At 61.5% G+C, this 19,432-nt stretch carries 18 protein-coding genes; 6 read left to right on the top strand and 12 right to left on the bottom strand.

What is annotated here, in order from left to right; all coding sequences use genetic code 11:
* Positions 1–32: 32 nt before the first annotated feature.
* The 9 genes from GTP45_RS06960 to flhD form a co-directional block, all read right to left on the bottom strand.
* Complete coding sequence (locus tag GTP45_RS06960) at positions 33–524, bottom strand: chemotaxis protein CheW (RefSeq protein ID WP_161013138.1); 492 nt, start codon at positions 522–524, stop codon at positions 33–35.
* A 9-nt stretch (positions 525–533) separates the two neighbouring features.
* Positions 534–2,723 carry a chemotaxis protein CheA gene (gene cheA, locus GTP45_RS06955; RefSeq protein WP_161013137.1) on the bottom strand — a complete coding sequence of 730 codons (2,190 nt, stop codon included), beginning with the start codon at positions 2,721–2,723 and terminating at the stop codon, positions 534–536.
* A gap of 54 nt (positions 2,724–2,777) precedes the next feature.
* Positions 2,778–3,143 (bottom strand): response regulator, encoded by a 366-nt coding sequence (locus tag GTP45_RS06950; protein ID WP_092273000.1) that lies wholly within the window; start codon positions 3,141–3,143, stop codon positions 2,778–2,780.
* Positions 3,144–3,178: 35 nt separating this feature from the next.
* The gene (locus GTP45_RS06945) at positions 3,179–3,727 is read right to left on the bottom strand and encodes a chemotaxis protein (protein ID WP_161013136.1); all 549 of its coding nucleotides are present in this window, start codon (positions 3,725–3,727) and stop codon (positions 3,179–3,181) included.
* A 25-nt stretch (positions 3,728–3,752) separates the two neighbouring features.
* Positions 3,753–4,700 carry a flagellar motor protein MotB gene (motB, locus tag GTP45_RS06940; protein WP_161013135.1) on the bottom strand — a complete coding sequence of 316 codons (948 nt, stop codon included), beginning with the start codon at positions 4,698–4,700 and terminating at the stop codon, positions 3,753–3,755.
* A gap of 37 nt (positions 4,701–4,737) precedes the next feature.
* On the bottom strand, positions 4,738–5,598 hold the full coding sequence (motA, locus tag GTP45_RS06935; protein WP_161013134.1) for a flagellar motor stator protein MotA: 861 nt from the start codon (positions 5,596–5,598) through the stop codon (positions 4,738–4,740).
* Between the two features lie 131 nt (positions 5,599–5,729).
* Positions 5,730–6,455 carry a class I SAM-dependent methyltransferase gene (locus GTP45_RS06930; RefSeq protein WP_161013463.1) on the bottom strand — a complete coding sequence of 242 codons (726 nt, stop codon included), beginning with the start codon at positions 6,453–6,455 and terminating at the stop codon, positions 5,730–5,732.
* A 58-nt stretch (positions 6,456–6,513) separates the two neighbouring features.
* Positions 6,514–7,062: a flagellar transcriptional regulator FlhC gene (gene flhC, locus GTP45_RS06925; RefSeq protein ID WP_161013133.1), complete on the bottom strand. Its 549-nt coding sequence runs from the start codon at positions 7,060–7,062 to the stop codon at positions 6,514–6,516.
* A 25-nt stretch (positions 7,063–7,087) separates the two neighbouring features.
* The gene (gene flhD / locus GTP45_RS06920) at positions 7,088–7,405 is read right to left on the bottom strand and encodes a flagellar transcriptional regulator FlhD (RefSeq protein WP_090177486.1); all 318 of its coding nucleotides are present in this window, start codon (positions 7,403–7,405) and stop codon (positions 7,088–7,090) included.
* A gap of 570 nt (positions 7,406–7,975) precedes the next feature.
* On the opposite strand from flhD, the gene kynU reads away from it, so the two are divergent.
* From kynU to GTP45_RS06905, 3 genes are read left to right on the top strand one after another with little or no spacing between them, the layout of a single operon-like run.
* Entirely contained in the window at positions 7,976–9,226 is a 1,251-nt protein-coding gene (gene kynU / locus GTP45_RS06915) for a kynureninase (RefSeq protein ID WP_161013132.1), read from the top strand.
* A 16-nt stretch (positions 9,227–9,242) separates the two neighbouring features.
* Positions 9,243–10,115 carry a tryptophan 2,3-dioxygenase gene (kynA, locus tag GTP45_RS06910; protein WP_161013131.1) on the top strand — a complete coding sequence of 291 codons (873 nt, stop codon included), beginning with the start codon at positions 9,243–9,245 and terminating at the stop codon, positions 10,113–10,115.
* Positions 10,116–10,173: 58 nt separating this feature from the next.
* Positions 10,174–10,791, top strand: coding sequence for a CHRD domain-containing protein (locus GTP45_RS06905; protein WP_161013130.1), 618 nt, complete (start codon positions 10,174–10,176; stop codon positions 10,789–10,791).
* Here the strand turns inward: GTP45_RS06905 and GTP45_RS06900 are convergent.
* The 3 genes from GTP45_RS06900 to GTP45_RS06890 are packed head-to-tail and all read right to left on the bottom strand — an operon-like array spanning position 10,784 to position 16,377.
* Positions 10,784–12,733: a CocE/NonD family hydrolase gene (locus GTP45_RS06900; protein ID WP_161013129.1), complete on the bottom strand. Its 1,950-nt coding sequence runs from the start codon at positions 12,731–12,733 to the stop codon at positions 10,784–10,786. The two genes, GTP45_RS06905 and GTP45_RS06900, sit on opposite strands and share 8 nt — an antisense overlap.
* Before the next feature lie 60 nt (positions 12,734–12,793).
* On the bottom strand, positions 12,794–14,704 hold the full coding sequence (htpG, locus tag GTP45_RS06895; RefSeq protein WP_161013128.1) for a molecular chaperone HtpG: 1,911 nt from the start codon (positions 14,702–14,704) through the stop codon (positions 12,794–12,796).
* Positions 14,705–14,763: 59 nt separating this feature from the next.
* Positions 14,764–16,377: an aminotransferase-like domain-containing protein gene (locus tag GTP45_RS06890; RefSeq protein ID WP_161013127.1), complete on the bottom strand. Its 1,614-nt coding sequence runs from the start codon at positions 16,375–16,377 to the stop codon at positions 14,764–14,766.
* A 76-nt stretch (positions 16,378–16,453) separates the two neighbouring features.
* On the opposite strand from GTP45_RS06890, the gene GTP45_RS06885 reads away from it, so the two are divergent.
* The 3 genes from GTP45_RS06885 to GTP45_RS06875 all read left to right on the top strand — a co-directional run bounded on the left by GTP45_RS06885 (position 16,454) and on the right by GTP45_RS06875 (position 19,183).
* Positions 16,454–17,395, top strand: a complete 942-nt coding sequence (locus GTP45_RS06885; RefSeq protein ID WP_229258363.1) for a DMT family transporter — start codon at positions 16,454–16,456, stop codon at positions 17,393–17,395.
* Between the two features lie 102 nt (positions 17,396–17,497).
* Positions 17,498–17,959, top strand: coding sequence for a RidA family protein (locus tag GTP45_RS06880; protein WP_154369492.1), 462 nt, complete (start codon positions 17,498–17,500; stop codon positions 17,957–17,959).
* A gap of 30 nt (positions 17,960–17,989) precedes the next feature.
* Positions 17,990–19,183 carry an aminotransferase-like domain-containing protein gene (locus tag GTP45_RS06875; protein WP_161013126.1) on the top strand — a complete coding sequence of 398 codons (1,194 nt, stop codon included), beginning with the start codon at positions 17,990–17,992 and terminating at the stop codon, positions 19,181–19,183.
* The last annotated feature ends 249 nt before the right edge of the window (positions 19,184–19,432 follow it).

The raw sequence follows: 19,432 nt of genomic DNA, 5'->3' as shown, positions 1-19,432 counted from the left end.
GTTCGGGGCGCCGGCGGGTTGGCTGCCTGGAATCAGGCGGCCAGTTGTTCGATCAAGCCCATTTCCGGGCTGGACATCAATTTGTCGATGTTCACCAGGATCAGCATACGCTCATCGATGGTGCCCAGGCCGATCATGTAATCGCTGCTGAAGGCGGTGCCCATTTCCGGCGCCGGCTTCACTTGTTCCGGCGTCAGGGTGGTGACGTCGGACACCGAGTCCACCACCATGCCGACGATGCGGCCGGCAATGTTCAAGATGATGACCACGGTGAACTGATCATACACCGGCGAGCCCAGGTTGAACTTGATGCGCATGTCGACCACCGGAATGATGATGCCGCGCAGGTTGATCACGCCCTTGATGAATTCCGGCGCGTTGGCGATGCGGGTGACCGCCTCGTAGCCGCGGATTTCCTGCACCTTCAGGATGTCGATGCCGTACTCTTCCGAACCCAGCTTGAAGGCCAGGTATTCGTGGCCGGCGATGTCGCTTGCTGCTACCGCGGTTTGTATCTCTGCCATGTTGGCCCCCTATGAAGAAAAAATCGATTCGTCCGCCAGCTGGCGCGACGAGCGGATCAGCGCGGCGACATCCAGAATCAGCGACACGCCGCCGTCGCCCAAAATCGTGGCCCCGGAAATGCCCGCCACCTTGCGGTAGTTGGATTCGAGGTTCTTGACCACCACCTGCTGCTGGCCGACCAGCTCGTCCACAAACAGGCCGGCCTTGCGGCCATCGGTTTCAACAATGATGACGATACCCTTGCACGGGTCGGCGAAGCGCGGCGTGATGTCGAACATCTGGTACAGCGGCACCAGCGGCAGGTATTCCCCGCGCACCTTGATGACGCGGCCCTTGCCGCTGATTTCCTTGACGTCTTCCGGCGCCGGCTGCAGCGACTCGATCACGAAGCCCAACGGCAGGATGTAGATTTCCTCGCCCACGCGGATCGACATGCCATCCAGGATCGCCAGCGTCAGCGGCAGCGAAATCGAGATGGTGGTGCCGAAGCCCTTGGCCGAGCGGATGTCCACCACGCCACCCATGGCAGTGATATTACGCTTGACCACGTCCATGCCCACGCCTCGGCCCGACACGTCGGTCACGGTTTCGGCGGTGGAGAAGCCCGGCGCGAAGATCAGCTGCCAGACTTCCGCATCGCTCATGGTGTCCGACACCGGCAAGCCGTTCTGCTGCGCCTTGGCGAGGATTTTCTCACGGTTGAGGCCGCCACCGTCGTCCGACACCTCGATGATGATGTTCCCGCCTTGGTGCGAGGCCGACAGGAACAGGCGGCCGGCGTCGCTCTTGCCGCCGGCGCGGCGCACGTCCGGCATTTCAATGCCGTGGTCGATCGAGTTGCGCACCAGGTGGGTCAGCGGATCGACAATGCGCTCGATCAGGCCTTTGTCCAGCTCAGTGGCGGCGCCGTTGGTGATGAAATCGACCTTCTTGCCCAGCTTGTGCGCGAGGTCGCGCACCATGCGCGGGAAGCGCGAGAACACGAAGTCCATCGGCATCATGCGGATCGACATCACTGCTTCTTGCAAGTCGCGGGTGTTGCGGGTCAGCTGGCTGACGCTGTTGAGCAGTCGCTGGTGCACCATCGGATCGAGCGTGTCGACGCGCTGCTCGATCATCGCTTGCGTGATCACCAGCTCGCCCACCAGGTTAATCAGCTGGTCGACCTTTTCAATCGACACGCGGATCGAGGAAGACTCGGCGCCCTGCGGCGTTTTTTCCTTTTCCTTTTCCTTTTCTTCCTTCTTGACGACTTTCTTTTCTTCTTCCGGCGGCGTTTCAATCACGATGCCGGCAGCGGCGCGGATTTGCTCGACCGGCTGGAAGAAGCCATAGCCTTGCGCATCTTCAGAGGCGGCACTGGCGTTGGCGCGGATCTCGTCGAGCGGCTGGAAGAAACCATAGCCTTCGCCGCTGGCGCCAGCCGGCTTCAGCTCGGCCACGTCGAAGAAGCCGTAGCCCAGCTCGTCCTCGACCTTGGCGCGGGCGGCGTTTTCCAGCCTGGCCTGGTCGTCGGTCAGCGCCGGCAACTCGTCGATCTTCATCTCGTCCGGGTTCAGCACGAAGGAGCAGATGGCAATGATGTCGTCCAGGCTTTCGTGCGTGGTGACCACCATCGAATTGCGGTCTTTATCGAGCGGCGTGATCGAGACGTGGCCCATCAGGCCCAGCTCCTCGCCCAGCGCCTGCACCTCGCGGTGCTGCATGGCCGGCAGTTCAAGCCGGTAGCGGCGGCCGCCGCTGTGATCGACCTGCTTGGTCTCCGGCGCATTGAAGGCCGGCGCCACCGGCGCCAGCGCGCCCACCGGCACGTCTTGCGCCAGCGATTGCAGCATCATGCGCACGTTGGCGACGGCGTCTTGATCGACGTCGCTGCCCAGACGGTGGCCGTCCAGCTGCATTTTCAGGATGTCTTTGGCGGCCAGGAAGGCGTCCACGTGCTCGGCGGTCAACGCCATTTCGCCCTTGCGGATGCGGTCCAGCAGGGTTTCCAGCACGTGGGTGACCTCGGTCATGTCGGTCACGCCGAACGTGGAGGCGCCGCCCTTCACGGAGTGGGCGGTGCGGAAGATCGCGTTCAGATCTTCGGCATCGGGCGATTCCACGTCGACGGCCAGCAGCAGCCGTTCCATTTCAGCCAGCAGTTCCTCGGCCTCATCGAAAAAGACCTGGTAAAACTGGCTTATATCGATGGTCATGGTGATACTCCGATACGGATGGCTTGTACAGTCAGCATCATTGCGCGCTCTCTATCAGCCGATGACCTTTTTCACTACCTCGATAAGCCGCTGTGGGTCGAAAGGCTTGACCAGCCAGCCATTGGCGCCGGCGGCGCGGCCCTTGGCTTTCATCTCGTCGGACGATTCGGTGGTCAGCATCAGGATGGGGGTCTTGGCGTAGCTTGGCAGCTCGCGCAGGAGCTTGATCAGTTCCAGGCCGTCCATGCGCGGCATGTTCTGGTCGGTCAGCACCATGTCGACGTTCTGCAGCTTGGCTTTTTCCAGGCCGTCCTGGCCGTCCACGGCTTCCACCACCTGGTAGCCGGCCGCTTTCAGGCTGAAGGCCACCATCTGGCGCAGGGAACTGGAATCATCAACCGCAAGTATAGTCTTAGCCATCTTTTTCTCACTCAGTAAATCATGTTTAATAGTTCTTAGAACAGCTCGATGTCGCCGCTCTCCAGGTGTTGCTGGCTGACCGCCTTGCGCAGCACGCTGCGCAACTCCAGGCTTTGAATGGCCAGCGCCATGCTGACTTTGCCCAGCAGCTCGACGATTTGCTCGTTATCGCTTTCGGGCAGCATTTCCGCGCCATGGGCGCCCAAGGTACCGAGAAACTCGCGCAAGCCGGTCACACGCTTGAGCGTACGGTCCAGCAACTGGCTGGTCATGTCCTGGAATTGCAGGCTGGTGATAGCGGCGTTCACGTAATTGCCCACCTGCCCTTGCAGCGCCTCCAGCTGGGCGCGCTGCTCGGGCGTGGCGGTGCCGCCGTCCAGCAGCAACTGGATGGTGGCCTGTTCCGCCTCCACCGTCTGGTGGATGGCCATGAAGTTGAAGGACAGCTTTTCTATCGCTTCCTCCAGCAGCAGGCCAGTCTGGATCAGGTCGGTCTCGACTTCGGTCAGGTGCCGGCGACCGTGGTCAGACACGCCGGACAGCAGGCGCTTGACGTGGGAACCCAGAATTTTTTTTCTCGTCATAACAGTCTCGTTCTACTTCGCTTGCTTACTTTCTCACCGGTGGGCCGGAGCGCGCGGCAGCGGGTGCGGCGGCCGGCGCCGGCTCTTCCTCCGCCCCGACTTCCATCTTGCGGCCATCGCGCAGCACGCTCTCTTCGGCGCGCTTGTTCATCACCACGATGCTGATGCGGCGGTTGATCGGGTTGAACGGATCAGCCTTGTCGAGGTTGACGGCCGAGGCCAGCCCCACCACGCGCAGCACCTTGGCGTCGTTCATGCCGCCGGCAATCAGCTCGCGGCGCGAGGCGTTGGCGCGGTCGGCCGACAGTTCCCAGTTGCTGTAGCCGGTCTCGCTCATATAGGGCGTGGAGTCGGTGTGGCCGGACAGGCCGATGCGGTTCGGCACGTCGTTCAGCACGAAGCCGATCTCGTGCAGGATCTCCTTGGTGTACGGCTGCAGCTCGGCCTTGGCCAGCGCGAACATCGGGCGGTTTTGCTCGTCGACGATCTGGATCCGCAGGCCGTCGTTGGTGATGTCGAGCAGCAGCTGTTCCTTGTATTTCTTGAGCAGCGGGTTGGCCTCGATCTTGTTCTCGATCTTTTCCTTGAGCGCTTTCAGGCGCTGGTTTTCTTCCGCTTCCATGGCCGCCTTGGCCGCGGTCAGGTTGAAGGTTTTCTTGACGGTGGGGTCGTCGCTGGCCTTGACCTGTCCTTCGGTGCGGGTCAAGTCCTTGCCGCCGCCTTGCAGGATGGAGGAGCTGTCGCCGCTGCCCGAGCCGCCTTGCATAGCAACCTTGAGCGGCGTCTTGAAGTATTCGGAAATGCCGTTAAGGTCGCCCTTGGTGGTCGAGCCGAGCAGCCACATCAGCAGGAAGAAGGCCATCATTGCCGTCACGAAGTCGGCATACGCAATCTTCCAGGCGCCGCCGTGGTGTCCGCCGCCGCCCTTCTTGATGCGCTTGACGATGATAGGCCGTAAGCCCTCTTCAGCCATGATGATTCCTTAAGCTAGTAATAGTGCGCTGCATGGCTTACTTCGACTTCGATTTCTTGATGTGATCTTCGAGCTCGTTGAAGGTCGGGCGCTCGGTCGAGTACAGCACCTTGCGGCCGAATTCCACCGCCAGCGCAGGCGCGTAGCCGTTCAGGCTGGCCAGCAGCGTGACTTTGACGCACTGGTACATCTTGGTCGACTCATCCAGCTTCTGCTCCAGCAGGCTCGACAGCGGGCCGACGAAACCATAAGCCAGCAGAATACCGAGGAAGGTACCGACCAGCGCGTGCGCGATCAGGATGCCCAGCTCGGCAGGCGGCAAGCCCACCGATTCCATGGTGTGCACCACGCCCATCACCGCCGCCACGATACCGAAAGCCGGCATGCCGTCGCCCAGCTTGGCGATCGCGTGGGCCGGCGCGGCGCCCTCGTGGTGGTGGGTCTCGATCTCGATGTCCATCAGGTTCTCGATCTGGAACGCATCCATATTGCCCGACACCATGAGGCGCAGGTAATCGGTCATGAATTCCACGATGTGGTGGTCTTCCAGCACGCTCGGGTACTTGCTGAACAGCGGGCTTTGCTCCGGGCTATCGATATCGCCCTCGATCGACATCAGGCCTTCCTTGCGCACCTTGGACAGCACGTCGAACAGCAAGGACATCATCTCCATATAGAGATCCTTGGTGTAGCGCGAGCCCTTGAACAGGGTCGGAATCGCGGCCAGCGTGGATTTCAGGGTCTTGGTATTGTTACCAACCAAGAACGCGCCCGCCGCCCCGCCGCCGATCATGACCAGCTCCAGCGGCTGAAACAGTGCGGCCAAATGCCCGCCATTCATGGCAAAGCCGCCGAACACGCCGACGCAGACCACTACATATCCAATGATGACTAACAAGTGTCCTGACTCCCCAGTGCGAAAACCGGCCGAATTGTGTCTGGTCGCGGCCGGTTTTTAAATAATTTACATATAGAACTACAATATCCTGAGTAGGGGTAGGCGGGCAAGTGAATAACGTCAAATGATGCTTAAAAGTACCATATGTAGAGTGGAACGTCCCCCTCTGTGGCATGCACGATGCGATCCGGCGATCTTTCCTCGACGATAAATTCATAGCTTGCCAGCATCGAGCCGGGACACATTTCAGCCGATGCCTTGCGCCACAATCCCGGCATGGCGGCCGGTGACAGATAGGCGAACACCAGGTCGAACTGGCTGAAGTCGAGTTTTTCGTAGTCGCCGAGCAGGAACTGGGCGCGGCCGCCGGCCAGCTTGGCGCGCAGCCAGCTATATAAGAACGGCAGCGGCGCTAGTTCGATACCGCTGACCTGCGCATCGGGCCGCACCCGCGATAAATACAGCACGAAACCGCCAAGTCCGCTGCCGATGTCGATCACGCGTGGCGCCTTGTCGGCCGGCAGCAACTGGCGCACCGCATCCCACACGGCCGGGCTGGATGGGTAGTACGGCACCTGGGTGCGGAAAGTCGACCAGTACCAGCCAAGCAGCAGCAGGAAGGCGGCGCCAAACAGCCACGTTGGCAGTTGCAGCGCCAGTGCGGTCAGAATCGCCAGCGGGAACAGCAGCTGGATCGCACGCCACCACCAGCCGGCCAGCGCCAGCTTCCAGGTCAGCGCGGCCGCCAGCACGCCCTGCACCACGGCCACGGTCAGATAATCAACGGGGAAACGAAAGCTGGCCGCCATGTAGATGACGGCCAGCGTGAGCGGCATGGCGCCGCACTGGATCAGCATGGCCCGGACGGCAGGTGCGCGGGCGATGCGTTGAAAATAAGGTGAGGTCACGCTGGCATTATGCCGCCAATGCTTCCACTTCGCGGGATTTTTTGGTCTTGCCGGCACGCGAAGGCATGTGGCACAGGCCGCAAACGTAGCTGCCGTTCAGATCCATGGCGTTGACCACGTATTTGCCTTGGCACTTGGTGCACGGCGCGGTTTCCAGCATCTTGCTGCTGAAGAAGCGCACCAGCGTCCAAGCGCGGGTCAGCGACAACAGCGGCTCTTCGCCCGGTTCCGGCGGCATTTGTTCGAGATACAGCTTGTACGCTTTCATCACCGCCTCGATGCCGGTGGCGCCGGCGTGGGTCACGAGGAAGGCGTGGATGTTGATGAACAGCGAGGAATGGATATTCGGCTGCCAGGTCAGGAACCAATCGGTCGAGAACGGCAGCATGCCCTTCGGCGGCGACACGCCTTTCAGCTCCTTGTACAGCTTGAGCAGGCGTTCGCGCGACAGCGACACTTCCGACTCCAGCAGTTGCAGGCGGGCGCCGAGCTGGATCAGTTCAATGGCCAGCTGGATTTCCTGGGCTTCCGATACGACGCTTTTCTTGGTGGCCATGATCTGTGCTCCGGTGCGCTGACGATTAAACGATCTCTTCAACCGGCTGGCCGGCCATCAGGATGGCGGCGTGCGACTGGGCCAGCACGCGATCCTTGTTGTAGTTGGTCAGCATGGAGAGGATGGCGCTGTCGTCAAAGCGGAAGCGGGCCAGCATCATATTGCCGCCTGCCAGCTTCAGGATCTGCGCATTGCTCATGCCTTCGATCAGGTCGGCGATTTCGGCGGCGATGCCGAGGCGGAAGATCGCGGTGACTTTGTCGGCGCGGATCATTTGCTGAGCCAGCATCAAGTAGCTCAGGTTTGCGTCGCGAATTTCAGCCATCATGTCGTTTGCGGTCATTTTCCCTACTCCTCACAGTTTTCTCTCTGTCGGAACACATTTGCGTTTCCGTTGAGATACATTCTGCTTGAGCAACAAAATGCCGAGAAGAGGTAACTCTCCGTATTTTTAGTCGGGAAATGACGAACGCGACCTGTCGGTGTTTGTCTGACAAACACTCGCAGATCACTCATCTACGCCCTTGCAGCGTAGGTTTCTTGCTGGATACAAGCTTCAAGAAAAGCCTTGTTTTGATCGAAAAATAAAGCGGGAAAACGACTCTTTTTTGCGACATCTAAACCAGTAACGGCAGCCCTTTTGGAAACTTTAGGGTTTTTTCGAAAAATTTTTAAAAATTTTCAAAAAAGTTTTCAACTGCTTCGATGCACGGTTTCCCGCACATCTAAGAACGGTAACGGCAGCGATTTTGGGAACTTTAGGGTTTTTTTGAAAAAAATCGAAAAATTTTTAAAAAAGTGCTCAAGCCCAGCATTCATGCGGGTTTGCGAGCGGTTGGGCCGCTGAAAAAGCGGCTCGGCAGCGTGTTTTTCAGGTTAAACTCGCTGCTTTAGACCTCAAACATTTGTCCAAATGACTACTCGCAATCACTGCCTGGAGCGCGACGCACAGGATCCGCTCGCCCCGCTCCGCGATCAATTCGACCTGCCGGCCGGCGTTATTTATCTGGATGGCAACTCTTTGGGCGCTCGCCCGAAAGCCGCCCTCGCCCGCGCCCAGCAAGTGATTGCACAGGAATGGGGGCACGACCTGATCCGCAGCTGGAATAGCGCAGGCTGGTTCGAGCTGCCCAAGCGCCTCGGCAACCTGCTGGCGCCGCTGATTGGCGGCGTCGACGGCGAAGTCGTCGTCACCGACACCACCTCGATCAACCTGTTCAAAGCGCTGGCCGCCGCCTTGATGATGCAAGCGCACGATCCGGTGCGCGCCGGCCGCCGCGTGATCGTCACCGAGCGCTCCAACTTCCCGACCGATATTTACATGGCCCAAGGCCTGACCGCATGGCTGGATCGCGGCTACACCCTGCGCCTGATCGACAGCCCGGAACAGCTGCCGGCCGCCGTCGACGCCGACACTGCCGTGGTGATGCTGACCCACGTGAACTACCGCACCGGCTACCAGTACGATATGCAGGCCACCAGCGCCCTCGCCCACGCCTCCGGCGCGCTGATCGTTTGGGATTTGGCGCACTCGGCCGGCGCAGTGCCGGTCGATCTGAACAAGGACGGCGCCGACCTCGCGGTGGGCTGCACTTATAAGTACCTGAACGGCGGCCCCGGCGCGCCAGCCTTCATCTGGGTGCCGAAGAAGCTCCAGGCCAGCTTCCAGCAGCCGCTGTCCGGCTGGTGGGGCCACGCCGCGCCGTTTGCCATGGCGCCCGACTTCCAGCCGGCCGACGGCATTGCCCGCGCGCTGTGCGGCACCCAGCCTATCGTCTCGCTGGCCTTGGTCGAATGCGGCCTCGATGTGCATCGCCAGACCACCATGGCCGCCATCCGCGCCAAGTCGCTGGCCTTGACCGACCTGTTTATTGAACTGGTGGAAGCGCGCTGCGCCGCCCATCCTCTGGGCCTGGTCACGCCGCGCGAGCACGCCCAGCGCGGCAGCCACGTCAGCTTCACCCATCCGCACGGCTACGCAGTGATGCAAGCCCTGATCGCGCGCGGCGTGATCGGCGACTACCGCGAACCGGCCATCATGCGCTTCGGCTTCACGCCGCTGTACACCAGCTATGCTGATGTATGGGATGCGGTGGAAATCCTGCGCGATATCCTCGACCGCCAAGACTACAATGTCGATGCCAAGCGCGACGCCGTCACTTAATAACGAGATAAACAGTATGAGCGATAACAAACCATCCGGCTGCCCGATGCATGCCGCCGCGCCTGCCGCCGACGCCAAGTGGCACGGCGCGCAAATGGACTTCAGCAACGATATGAGCTACGGCGACTATCTGGGCCTGAACCAGATCCTGCACGCCCAGCACCCGCTGTCGCCCAACCACAATGAGATGCTGTTCATTATCCAGCACCAGACCAGCGAATTGTGGATGAAGCTGATGCTGCACGAAATGCGCGCCGTGCGCACCCACCTGCAGGCGGACGACTTGCCGCCGGCCTTCAAGATGCTGGCCCGCGTGGCCCGCATCATGGACCAGCTGGTGCATGCATGGGACGTGCTGGCCACCATGACGCCGCCGGAATACACGGCGATCCGCCCTTACCTCGGTGCCTCGTCGGGCTTCCAGTCCTACCAGTACCGCGAGATCGAGTTCATCCTCGGTAACAAGAACGCGGCGCTACTCAACGTGCACGCCACCACGCCGGAATTCCCGCTGCTGCAAGAAGCGCTGGCCACGCCGTCGATCTACGACGAGGCCATCAAGCTGCTGGCCCGCAACGGCCTGCCGATTTCCGTCGAACGCCTGAACGCCGACCCGACTCAGCCGACCGCTGCCGACGAATCGGTTCAGCAAGCGTGGCTGGAAGTCTACCGCGACCCGACCCGCTACTGGGCGCTGTACGAGCTGGCCGAGAAACTGGTGGACATGGAAACCGCGTTCCGCTTCTGGCGCTTCCGCCACGTGACCACGGTCGAGCGCATCATCGGCTTCAAGACCGGCACCGGCGGCACGGCCGGCGTCAGCTACCTGCGCAAGATGCTGGACGTGGTACTGTTCCCCGAACTGTTCGCCCTCCGAACAGCACTCTAACCAGGGAACTTGCGCGCGGCTGCCCTCTCTAAGTTAAACACCAACAAAGGGAGGAAGTATGAAACAAAACATCCGCAACTGGGCGGCCGCAGCAGGCGCAACTGGCCTGATGTGCGCCGCCATGGCGAGCGCCAGCGCCGCCACCTACACCACCATCCTCACTGGGGCCAAAGAGGCGCCGCCCAACACCACGGAGGGGATCGGTGCAGCCTCCGTCAAGTTCGACACTACCACCCACGTATTGGAAATCAACGCGGCCTTCGCGGGCCTGTTCAGTGACAGCACGGCGGCCCATATCCATTGCTGCACCAGTACGCCAGGCGACGGCACAGCAGGCGTGGCGACCGAGACGCCGACCTTTGGCGGCTTCCCCGTGGGCGTGCAAACTGGCGCCTACCACAATGTTTATAACACTTCGCTGGCTGCCAGCTGGAGTTCAGCCTTCCTGAGCGCCAATGGCGGCACTACGGCCGGCGCCGAGGCGGCACTGCTCGCGGCTCTCAACGCTGGCAGCGCCTACCTCAACATCCACACCACGGCTTATCCAAATGGCGAGATTCGCGGCTTCCTCGCGCCGGCCACACCGGTGCCCGAGCCGGCCGGCATCGCCATGCTGGGTCTGGGGCTGCCTGCGGTACTGCTGGTGGCGCGCCGCCGCAAGCCCAGGGCTACCTGACCGTTGCGCTGACCAGCGGCAGCTCGATGTAGCTGTCGTGGTAGATGCGCTGGGTGGCCTTCTTGTAATCCGCAGGCTGGGCGTAGAAGATATTCTGCACAAAGGTCTGCGGATTGCGGTCATACAGCGGGAACCAGCTGGACTGGATCTGCACCATGATGCGGTGGCCGGGCAGGAACACGTGGTTGGCCGTCGGCAGCGCGAAGCGGTAAGCCAGCGGTGTATTGGCGGTAATCGGCTTGGCCGTGGACAGGCTTTCGCGGTAGCGGCCGCGGAAGATGTCGGCCGAAATCATCAGCTGGTAACCGCCCATCTCCGGCTGCGCCGCCACTTGGTCTGGATAAACGTCGATCAGCTTGACCACCCAGTCGGCATCGCTGCCGCTGGTGGAGGCCAGCAGGTTGGCGATCGGTTCGCCGGCAATCTTCACCGGCGCGGTCAGCACGCCGCTGGTATAAGTCAGCACGTCGGTACGGCCGGAAGCTTCGCGCTGGTCGTCGGCCAGCCAGCGCGACCAGGTCTGGCCCTTGGCCTCGTCGTAGCCGACCGGCAGGATCGGACGCTGGCGGAACGGCACCGGCTTGGCAGGGTCGGAAATGTATTCGTCGTAGCCGTTCTTTTGCGCGGGCGCGCCCAGTGGCACGGGAGCGGCGTTGGTCAAATTGAGCTTGGCGTTGGCGGCCAGGCGCAAGGTAGCGGGCGTGATGGCGCAGCCGGACAAGCAGCCGGCCGGCCACCGCTCCAGCGCGCGCCACTTGTTGATGCCGGTCTCGAACGCGGTCACCGGCGCGAGATTGATGAACGGCGCATCGTCTTTCAAGTAGCGGTCGAGGAAGGGGCGCAAAATCTCTTCGCGGAACAGCAGGCCGGTATCGCTGTTGAACTTGACCGGCCCGAGCTTGTTACCGTCGCCGCTTTGGCCGCCGTGGTCCCAAGGCCCCATTACGAGGTAGACCTTGTTGTCCTTGTCGTTCGGCTTCATCGCCTTGTAGACCGCGATGGCGCCGTAAATATCTTCGGCATCCCACAGGCTATGCACCAGCATGGTCGGCACCGTGACCGGCTGCTTGGCGAGTATCTTGTCGACGGCCTGGCTTTGCCAGAACTCGTCGTAGGAAGGATGCGCCACTACCTTGCGCCAGAAACCGCTCTGATCCAGGCCGCGCTGGCGCGCCAGCTCGCCGGCCGACCCGGCGCGCAAATAAACATCGTAATCGTCGTAATGGCTGGTGAACCAGCGCGCCTCGTTGCGGCGCGTGACGCCCTGCTCAAGTATGTAAGGCAGGTTGATCTGGCGGAAAGCGCCGTTGTGGAACCAGTCGTCGCCGCGCCAGCCGTCCACCATCGGATTCATGGGCACGGCCACTTTCAGCGCCGGATGCGGATTCACCAGCGCGATCAGCGGCAAGTAGCCATCGTAGGAACCGCCGATGATGCCAACCTTGCCGTTCGACTCCGGCACGTTCTTGGTGAGCCATTCGATGGTGTCCCACGCATCGGTGGAATGGTCGACCTGAGTGGGATTGAGCGCGGTGCCGGCCATCGGGCGATTCATCACGTAATCGCCCTCCGAGCCGTACTTGCCGCGCACGTCCTGTACCACGCGGATATAGCCGCCGCGCGCAATGATGGCGGCTTCGTTGTCATAGCCCTGCAAGATGGATTCCATCTGCGAGCTCTCGGCGTGATTGGTCATCTCGGCGGCGTTATACGGCGTGCGGGTAAGCAGCATCGGCGCGTTGCGGGCTTTGCGCGGGATAACGATGACGGTATTAAGTTTGACGCCGTCGCGCATCGGGATCATGACCGAGCGCTTGACGTAATCGAAGCTGTCGACCGGCGCCTTGAATTCATCAGGCGTTTCGCTCGGCAGCGAATTTTGCGCGTGTGCGGAAAGGAGCGCACTGGCCAGAACGGCCAGCGCAAGTGCGGATTTCTTCATAAACGCCCCGGAGTGATGTGAAACGTAAAGTTATCACAACACTCCGGGACACTGCACAGCTTATTTTGCCAGCAGCAGTTCGTTCAGGCGCTTGACGAAGGAAGCCGGATCGCTGAGCGAGCCGCCTTCAGCCAGCAAGGCTTGATCGAACAGCAGGTTAGACCAGTCGCTGAACGAGCTGGCCACGTCTTCGGTCTTCAAGCGCTGCACCAGCGGGTGGTCAGGATTGATTTCGAGGATAGGCTTGGACTCCGGCGCCGCCTGGCCTGCGGCCTTTAGCATGCGCAGCAGGTTGCCCGACAGCTCGTGCTCGTCCGCCACCAGGCAGGCAGGCGAATCGGTCAGGCGGAAAGTCACGCGTACGTCCTTGGCTTTATCGGCCAGCACTTCCTTCATCTTCGCGACCAGATCCTTGTACGAGGTTTCGGTTTCCTCGTGTTCCTTCTTCTCGGCTTCATCTTCCAGCGCGCCCAGATCCAGGCCGCCTTTGGCCACCGAGACCAGTTCCTTGCCTTCGAACTCGGTCAGGAACGACAGCATCCATTCGTCCACGCGGTCGGTCAGCAGCAGCACTTCGACACCCTTCTTGCGGAAGATTTCGAGGTGCGGGCTGTTTTTCGCGGCCACGTAGTTATCGGCGGTGACGTAGTAAATCTTGTCCTGGCCTTCCTTGGCGCGCGCGATGTACTGTTCCAGCGAGGTGATTTGCTCATCGCTGTCATTGGCGGTCGAAGCAAAGCGCAGCAGCTTGGCCAGGCGGTCCTTGTTGGCCGCGTCTTCGCCGATGCCCTCTTTCAGCACTTGGCCGAATTCGGTCCAGAAGGTCTGGTACTTGTCCTTCTTCTCTTGCTCGTCGGCGTTGGCCAGTTCTTCGAGCATGCCGATCACGCGCTTGGTCGAGCCGTCGCGGATCACTTTTACGTCGCGCGACTCTTGCAGGATTTCGCGCGAGACGTTCAGCGGCAGGTCAGCGGAGTCGATCACGCCCTTGACGAAGCGCAGGTAGGTCGGCATCAGTTGTTCGGCGTCGTCCATGATGAACACGCGCTTGACGTACAGCTTGATGCCGCCACGCTTGTTGCGGTCCCACAGGTCGAACGGCGCCTTGGTTGGAATGTACAGCAGCTGGGTGTACTCGCTGCGGCCTTCCACGCGGTTGTGGGTGTGGGTCAGCGGTGGCTGGAAGTCGTGCGACACGTGCTTGTAGAATTCGTCGTACTGTTCCGGCGTGATGTCGGACTTGCTGCGGGCCCACAGCGCGCTGGCCTGATTGACGGTTTCCAGCTCGTCTTTGAGGACGGTTTCGTTTTTCTCTTGATCCCACTCTTCTTTCTGCATCACGATAGGCAGCGAGATGTGGTCCGAGTACTTGCGGATGATGGACTTGATCTTCCACGACGACAGCAGCTCGTCCTCGCCTTCGCGCAGGTGCAGGATGATGTCGGTGCCGCGACCTACTTTCTCGATCTGCTCGACCGAGTAGTCGCCTTCGCCGGCCGATTCCCAGCGCACGCCTTCCGAGGCGGCTGCACCGGCGCGGCGCGATTCAACGGTGATCTTGTCGGCGACGATGAAGCCGGAATAGAAACCGACGCCGAATTGGCCGATCAGGGCCGCGTCCTGCTGCTGGTCGCCGGACAACTTGCCGAAGAATTCCTTGGTGCCCGACTTGGCGATGGTGCCGAGGTGCGAAATCGCCTCGTCGCGGCTCATGCCGATGCCGTTGTCGGAGATGGTGATGGTGCGCGCGGCCTTGTCGAAGCTGACCTTGATTTTCAGTTCGTGGTCGTTGCCGTACAGGGCGTCGTTGTTGATCGCTTCAAAACGCAGCTTGTCGGACGCATCGGACGCGTTGGAAATCAGCTCGCGCAGGAAAATCTCTTTATTGGAGTACAGGGAGTGAATCATCAGCTGCAGCAGCTGTTTCACTTCGGCTTGGAATCCAAGGGTTTGCTTTTCGGTGTCTGCCATTTTAAAAAACCTCTAATAGTCTTTTGGTTGAGATTTAAACAAGATGGGGATTATAAGGGCTATTTCAAGAGTTCCCGCTCAAGGAAGCGCCAGATGGCCGGCTCCTGCATTGCCGCCACGTTCAGGCGCATGCGGGTGGACGGCAGCTGCTTGGGCGAGAACAGGCTGCCCGGCGCCAGCAGCAGGTTGTGCGCCATGGCGCGCTCGGTCAGCACGTTGGTATCACAGCCGGCGTCCACCCAGACAAACATGCCGGCCGGTGGCGAGGCGTCCACTTTCAAGCCCACGCGTTCCATCTGGCGCAAGGTCTTGGCGCGGATGCCGTCCAGGCGCCCGCGCATGCGGTCGGCGTGCTTGCGGTAGGAGCCTTCGGATAACACCTTGTAGACGACGCGCTCACCGATGTCGCTGGTGGTAAGCGTGGACAGCATCTTGCGGTCGGCCAGCCGCTCGGCGCGTTCGACCGAGGTGGCGATGTAGCCGACCCGCAGGTTGGCCGCCATGGTCTTGGAGAAGCCGCCGAGGTAGATCACGCGTTGCAGCTGGTCTAGCGCGGCCAGGCGCGTGGCCGGTTGCACGGCGCTGCCGGGATGCAGGTCGCAATAGATGTCGTCTTCCACGATCAGGAAGTCGTGTTCCTCGGAGAGGCGCAGCACCTGGAAGGCCTTGGCCGCGGACAGCGAGGTGGAACTAGGGTTGTGCAGCACCGAGTTGATGATATACAGCTTGGGCTTGTGCAGCGCGGCCAGCTCGGCCAGGCGGGCGATGTCCGGGCCATCAGCAAGGCGCGGGATGCCGATCACTTTCGCGCCCAGCGCGGCGAAGGAGCCGAACATCAGGAACCAAGCCGGATCGTCGACAAAGATGGTGTCGCCTGGGCGGGTGAATTCACGCGCCACCATGTCCAGTGCTTGCGTGACGCCAGCGGTGGTGACGATTTGTTCCGGCGCGGCGGCGATTTCCAGTTCGGCCAACTTGTGCTGCAGCTGCTGGCGCAGCGGCAGGAAGCCTTGCGGCACGCCGTAGCTCAGGAGCAGATTCGGATTCTGGCGGCTGACGGCGCGCAGCGCGTTGGCGATGGCCGGGCCGTCCAGCCATTCGGGCGGCAGCACGCCGGAGCCAGGCATTTGCTGGTGCGGCATCTGGCGGAACATATTCCGCACCAGCCAGACCACGTCGATCGGTTTGGAGTCGAAGCCGGATTGGGCGGCGGCACGCAGCGGTGCGGCCGCCGCCCCGCCATCGGCAGGATTGAGCGCCATCGCTGGCCGTTCACGCACGAAGAAGCCTGCACCACGGCGCGATTCAAGGTAGCCGGTCGCCACCAGCTTGTCATACGCGGCCACCACGGTGAACGCCGACACGCTGTGCGAAGCCGCAAACGCGCGGATCGACGGCATGCGCGCACCGCCGCGCAGCAAGCGGTCATCAATCCGCGCCGCCACCGAGCGCACGATCTGGTCGATCAGCGTCTCACCCGACTCGCGCAACAGCAAACCGATCATGGGGCCGGACGTCGGCTTGGGCGGCACCGGCACGCTTGCCATGGACGGGCCGGGTGCCGGCGCGGCCATGGCGCGGGCGTGGGCGGCGGCTAGCGCCTCATTGACTGCCTCCGCGGCTGCCGCTGCTGCGGCGCCCAACATCGAAGTGCGTGGTCGTGTATTGGTCATTTTACCGTCACAGTATGATGAATTATGTTGTCAAGTGTACTGGCACTGTACTGGTTTTGTCACGTAGGATAAAGCCATGAATCCAATCACCAGCACCCTCACCACGCACCGCCGCACGAGCGACGAGACCACCGGCATGCTGCTAGGCCTGATCGGCGTCGCCATCTTCAGCCTGACCTTGCCCTTCACCCGGCTGGCCGTCGGCGGCGGAATCGGCGGCAGCGCCGGCCTCTCGCCCATGTTCGTCGCCCTTGGCCGCGCGCTGGCGGCAGCTGTACTGGCTGGCGGCTGGCTGTACTGGAAACGCGCCCCGCTGCCGCCGCGCTCCGCCCTGCCCGCCCTCGCCATGGTCGCTATCGGCTGCGTGATTGGCTTCCCGTGGCTGACTTCCGTCGCCATGCGTAGCCTGCCCGCCGCCCACGGCGCTGTACTGGTCGGCGTACTGCCGCTGGCTACGGCGATGTTCGCAGCCATACTGGGCGGCGAAAAGCCATCCAAAGGTTTCTGGATCATGGCTATCTTAGGCTCCACGCTGGTGGTCGGCTTTGCGCTGCGCCAGAGCGGCGGCAGTCTGCACGCTGCCGACCTGGCCATCTTCATGGCCGTGCTTCTGGCCGCGATGGGCTACGCCGCCGGCGGCCGCCTGTCGCAAACGCTGGGCGGGCAGCAAACCATCTGCTGGGCGCTGGTGCTGGCCGCCCCGCCGCTGCTGCCGGTGGTCGGCTGGCTGGGCTGGCAGGAAGCCGCACAAATCCGGCACGCCAGCGCGGCCGCATGGACCGGCTTCGCCTACGTCTCCGTATTCTCGATGTTTATCGGATTCTTCTTCTGGTATCGCGGCATGGCGCTGGGCGGGGTGGCGCGGGTCGGACAAGTACAGCTGGTGCAGCCGTTTTTATCTGTACTGGGCGCCACCGTGGTGCTGGGAGAGTTGCTGGAATGGCAAACCCTGATCTTCGCAATCGCCGTCATCGCGGTCGTGGGCGCGGGCCGCAAAATGCAGGTAAAACGGGGCTGACACCATACAGTATCTTGATTTTGCCTCAATTGTGAGCATCCCCTGCGGCAAGAGTACAATATCGGTCTCGACACACACATATCAACAACAACTGGAAACCACATGTCTGTTTACGAAAAACTAAAAGCGCTTGATATCACCTTGGCTGCACCGGCTACCCCAGCCGCCGCCTACGTCATGTACGCCCAAACCGGCAATCTGGTATTCCTATCGGGCCACATCGCCAAGCGCGCCGACGGCAGCGTTTGGGTCGGCCAACTGGGCAAGAACATCGACACCGCAGAAGGCAAGGCCGCCGCGCGCGCCATCGCCATCGACTTGATGGGCACCCTGCAAGCGGCTGTTGGCGGCGACCTGACCCGCGTCAAGCGCATCGTCAAAGTGATGAGCCTCGTGAACTCGACGCCAGACTTCACCGAACAGCACCTGGTCACCAACGGCGCTTCCGAGCTGCTGGGCGAAGTGTTCGGCGACGCCGGCAAGCACGCCCGCTCGGCCTTCGGCGTGGCGCAAATCCCGCTGGGCGCCTGCGTTGAAATCGAATTGATCGCGGAAGTCGCGTAAGTAGAAATAGCATCCCTTAGTGAGACAAGTATGAAAATCGAAAACCAAAATCCGATCCAGTGGCGCTTCGCTGAACGCGCCGAGCAGCTGCAAGCTTCCTTCATCCGCGAGATCCTGAAGATCACGCAGCAGCCAGAGATCATCTCCTTCGCCGGCGGCCTGCCGTCGCCAGCCACCTTCCCGGTCGACGAAATGAAGGTCGCCTACGACAAGGTGCTGACCGAAAACGGCAAAGTGGCCTTGCAATACGGCCCGACCGACGGCTACACCCCGCTGCGTCAGTGGATCGCCGACTCGCTGTCGACCGGCGGCGCCAAGATCGTGCCGGAACAAATCCTGATGACCTCCGGTTCGCAGCAAGCGCTGGATCTGCTGGGCAAAGTGCTGATCGACGAAGGCAGCCGCGTACTGGTTGAGACCCCGTCCTACCTGGGTGCGCTGCAAGCGTTCTCGGTCTACCTGCCTGAATTCAAATCGGTGGCCACCGACGAACATGGCCTGGTGCCGTCGTCGATCGACGCCGTAGCTGAAGGCGCGCGTCTGCTGTACTCCCTGCCGAACTTCCAGAACCCGACCGGCCGTTCGCTGTCGGTCGAGCGCCGCCAGGAACTGGTAGAGACCTGCGCGCGTCTCGGTCTGCCGCTGATCGAAGATGATCCTTACGGCTCGCTGAGCTACAAGGGCGAGCCATCGCCGAAGATGGTGGCAATGAACCCGGACGGCGTGATCTACATGGGTTCCTTCTCCAAAGTACTGACCCCTGGCATCCGCCTCGGCTACGTGTGCGCTCCGCTGCCGCTGGCGCGCCGCCTGGAACTGGCCAAGCAAGCGGCCGACCTGCACACTTCGCAGCTGACCCAGATGGTGGTGCACGAAGTGGTAAAGGACGGTTTCCTGGACAAGCACATTCCAAAAATCCGCACCCTGTACGGCGACCAATGCCAGGTCATGCTGGACGCCATGGCGCAGCACTTCCCGACCGGCGTCGAGTGGACCAAGCCGGAAGGCGGCATGTTCATCTGGGTCACGCTGCCGAAGCACATCAACGCCATGCAGCTGCTGGATGAAGCGATTGCGCAGAAAGTGGCTTTCGTGCCAGGTTCGCCGTTCTACGCCAACGAGCCGGAGACCAACACCCTGCGCCTGTCCTTCGTGACCGTGCCGCCGGAACGCATCCGTCAAGGCATTGAGATCCTCGGCAAACTGATCGCCGCCAAGATCTAAGCGACGTTCAAGCAGCCTCCGTGGGCGGCACTCGCCGCCCACAAAAATACAACACAATCGGCAGCGACTTTATCACCAATAGTCACGAAAAAGCCCGAATCCTTTAGCATCCCGCCAACATTACTTACACCATTAGGCGCTAGCGCGGCTGCGGCCCGATGCATCCGCGTCAACACTCAAAAAACCCTCGCTTTTTTTTCACCAACGGGCGTTGCAAAGCGGTATGATTTGGACGGATAGTCACTTTCA

Origin of the sequence: Duganella rivi (assembly GCF_009857435.1) — a bacterium.
GTDB classification, from domain to species: domain Bacteria; phylum Pseudomonadota; class Gammaproteobacteria; order Burkholderiales; family Burkholderiaceae_D; genus Rugamonas; species Rugamonas rivi.
This window is presented reverse-complemented; position numbering and strand designations above follow the sequence as displayed.

Coding starts and splice junctions, on each gene's coding strand:
- GTP45_RS06960 (WP_161013138.1), bottom strand. CDS start 524: ATGGCAGAGATACAAACCGCGGTAGCAGCAAGCGACATCGCCGGCCAC.
- cheA (WP_161013137.1), bottom strand. CDS start 2,723: ATGACCATCGATATAAGCCAGTTTTACCAGGTCTTTTTCGATGAGGCC.
- GTP45_RS06950 (WP_092273000.1), bottom strand. CDS start 3,143: ATGGCTAAGACTATACTTGCGGTTGATGATTCCAGTTCCCTGCGCCAG.
- GTP45_RS06945 (WP_161013136.1), bottom strand. CDS start 3,727: ATGACGAGAAAAAAAATTCTGGGTTCCCACGTCAAGCGCCTGCTGTCC.
- motB (WP_161013135.1), bottom strand. CDS start 4,700: ATGGCTGAAGAGGGCTTACGGCCTATCATCGTCAAGCGCATCAAGAAG.
- GTP45_RS06930 (WP_161013463.1), bottom strand. CDS start 6,455: ATGCTGATCCAGTGCGGCGCCATGCCGCTCACGCTGGCCGTCATCTAC.
- flhC (WP_161013133.1), bottom strand. CDS start 7,062: ATGGCCACCAAGAAAAGCGTCGTATCGGAAGCCCAGGAAATCCAGCTG.
- flhD (WP_090177486.1), bottom strand. CDS start 7,405: ATGACCGCAAACGACATGATGGCTGAAATTCGCGACGCAAACCTGAGC.
- kynU (WP_161013132.1), top strand. CDS start 7,976: ATGACTACTCGCAATCACTGCCTGGAGCGCGACGCACAGGATCCGCTC.
- kynA (WP_161013131.1), top strand. CDS start 9,243: ATGAGCGATAACAAACCATCCGGCTGCCCGATGCATGCCGCCGCGCCT.
- GTP45_RS06905 (WP_161013130.1), top strand. CDS start 10,174: ATGAAACAAAACATCCGCAACTGGGCGGCCGCAGCAGGCGCAACTGGC.
- GTP45_RS06900 (WP_161013129.1), bottom strand. CDS start 12,733: ATGAAGAAATCCGCACTTGCGCTGGCCGTTCTGGCCAGTGCGCTCCTT.
- htpG (WP_161013128.1), bottom strand. CDS start 14,704: ATGGCAGACACCGAAAAGCAAACCCTTGGATTCCAAGCCGAAGTGAAA.
- GTP45_RS06890 (WP_161013127.1), bottom strand. CDS start 16,377: ATGACCAATACACGACCACGCACTTCGATGTTGGGCGCCGCAGCAGCG.
- GTP45_RS06885 (WP_229258363.1), top strand. CDS start 16,454: ATGAATCCAATCACCAGCACCCTCACCACGCACCGCCGCACGAGCGAC.
- GTP45_RS06880 (WP_154369492.1), top strand. CDS start 17,498: ATGTCTGTTTACGAAAAACTAAAAGCGCTTGATATCACCTTGGCTGCA.
- GTP45_RS06875 (WP_161013126.1), top strand. CDS start 17,990: ATGAAAATCGAAAACCAAAATCCGATCCAGTGGCGCTTCGCTGAACGC.